Origin of the sequence: Flavobacterium sp. (assembly GCF_013822155.1) — a bacterium.
Lineage (GTDB): Bacteria > Bacteroidota > Bacteroidia > Flavobacteriales > Flavobacteriaceae > Flavobacterium.
Genome location: NZ_PNJW01000125.1, coordinates 1 through 2,607, shown reverse-complemented (window position 1 = coordinate 2,607; position 2,607 = coordinate 1). Strand labels below are relative to the sequence as shown.

At 35.1% G+C, this 2,607-nt stretch carries 1 protein-coding gene; it reads left to right on the top strand.

The window, feature by feature from the left end; translation table 11 throughout:
• A partial coding sequence (locus C0512_RS15110) for a hypothetical protein (RefSeq protein WP_290863058.1) occupies positions 1-2,469 on the top strand: 2,469 nt, incomplete at its 5' end.
• Between the last annotated feature and the right edge of the window lie 138 nt (positions 2,470-2,607).

Below are 2,607 nucleotides of genomic sequence, written 5' to 3'. Positions count from 1 at the left end.
AAAAAACAGCTTATTGGACGTAAAAAAACCATTTTAACTAACTTTTTCAATTCACAAAAACAATTTAATACTGAATTACACTATGGAAGTTTAAGCATAGATACTCAGGCTAAGCTGGCTGCATTTTCTATAAGATTGCTCTTTTCTTTTTTTCAAACAAGAAATACCACTTATTTTAATGATTTATTTACTGTTCATCAAAATATCAGCAGGATTCTTTTTAATTTAAAGGGACATAAGAGTAAAGAGTTTCAAGCCCTGCTTACTAAGCACAAAGTTCGGGCTGGCGATATAGAAGATTTTTTTCTCAGTATCACAGCAGCTTTTGAACAAGATCAGCACCCATTATCCCCTTTATTTGAAGAATATTTTTCGCATCTCAAAAAACTTGCAAAAACAGCCATTTTAGTCAAAACCTTAGTCCATGAAATTAACTTGTTATATGGAGAAATTGCCCCTAATTTAGCCAAAAGTCTACCTCATACAACTAACCTGGAAACAAGAATAGAAAAAACAGCGAATCTTTTATATCTCGATTTAGCACGGCATGTTTCTTATATTCTCTACTGTCACCTTAATCCAGAAAATTTTTATGCTGCATATGATGAGGAAAAATATAAAACTATGATAGAAGCTTTGGCTGGCTATATAAATGCTGGAGAGGCCTTTAAGACGGTTGCGCCTTTACATAGCTATCACAAAAAAGTCATGGATTTTCTTAAACTAATTCGTCCCCTTGCGCAAGCGCGGGCACAAAGCCTAGCAATTGAAATACCTGCAACTACCGAGGTTCTCTGCCAAAGTTTAGTTTTTAAAAATCCACAAGTTTTTTTAGAAAAAATAGAAGACATTAAGAAAAAATTCGACGATCGCAGAATTAAAAATCAAGAAAGAGAAAATGAACTAAGAGCCGAGGCAGAAAGCTTACCAGAACCTCCAAAGAAGGTTAGAAAGCCTAAGAAAACAAAACAAACAAACAAAACAACACAGGTCTCAGCTACTCTCACACCGGAATCATCAGAAATTCCTCTTCAAAAAAAAGAAGAAAAACAACGCGACCCAAAATGGCTAAAAACCATGAAAAATACGGGAAATTGGTTTACAATTTACAATACCATTAATGCTCATCTTATCAGAAGTGCCGCTTCACTCCGAAAAGACAAAGGCCAAGTAGCCCTCTCTACCTTAGAAGAAGCTCAGCGTATCTTTATAGACCATGCTTCCCAGCTAGATTCTATTTCCAATAAAAATTTCTACATCTATTTACTAATTTCCCACTTTGAAGTGGAAGCGTTGATTTTATCTACTTTACTAAAAAAAACCACTAAGCAAATATACGATATTAACCTATCAATAGATTCCACTTATGATGCTCAATTGTTAGAGAGCCTAAGCCACGCATTTCAAAATACCGAATCTTGTATGAGAACTATTAAAGATTATTTTGAGTTAAATATAGTTAATGAGGAATTAATCCCTATTCATGAAATCTTTACTAGTACAGTAGATAATTTTACCAGTGCGTTTGAAAATACTGTAAAGGACTACAAACAAGCTCATAAAAACTTAGAATTAAAAATTATTGAACTTGACCTTCGGCGCGCTAAAGCAATAAGCGCAATGGGGTCGGAGGCATGGAAAAATAATCCCCACCCAAAATATAAATACCGTAATTTGAGAGAAACTTTAGAGTTTCTAAAGAAAGCCTCCGGTGAACAGCTAAAAAATATAGATGAAACCCTTCACGTCCTTCGATCCGCTACAGCTCAAAGCTTTTCAACATCTACAGAACAAAAGAAAGAAAATTCTTCTTCATATTCTAAATATCTATCTGAATCAGATAATACCCCTCAACAACTGAATACTAATCCTCAGGCTAAAAAAGCGGCATTACCATTTTCAGAAAAAAAAATGCGTAAATCTTCTGACAGGTGGCCGCCAATGTCTCAGGTAAAAATTCTCCAAAGGCCTCATATTGCAGAAACACCAGAACTAAGTGCTCCTAAACCCTCTAGTATTGAAAGCACCCTTAGTTTTTTTAATAAACATACAAGGGATTATACAAAAAGAGTATACAATTGCACCAATCAAACAGAATTTTTAAATATTATGGATGCTGCGCATTCGGTGTTTTTCAATAAAGTAAAGGGGAATCCTGATATTGAACAGCTTAAAAATAATCAGAGAAACTGTTATATTTACAGTCAATCTAACAATTGCCTTTATTATTTTGATTGTGTAAAGGAAGAGTTATCTAAATTGGCTTGGATGACCGATCTTAATAAAAAACCTATATGGATGAGCTGGTATAATTCTTCAAAATGGCCAAAGGAAGTTGAACCTTTAACGGATGGCCAACTTGAGCAATTTGAAGCGGTGACGAACCATACCCCCCCTCAGTATGAATTTTCCAAAGAGCTTTGGGAAGAACATTTAAATAGGCCTAGCACCCCGGAACTTGCGCCCTGACGCAAAAACATAAAAAATCAGATCGGAAAATCCCCTATAACATTAGTATACTTATCTTGCGCATCAGCTAGGCTTAATTTGGAGTATATTTCAAGGGGGTCAGTTTAGGTTCTGGGATTAAACGAGCCTTGCAAGCTT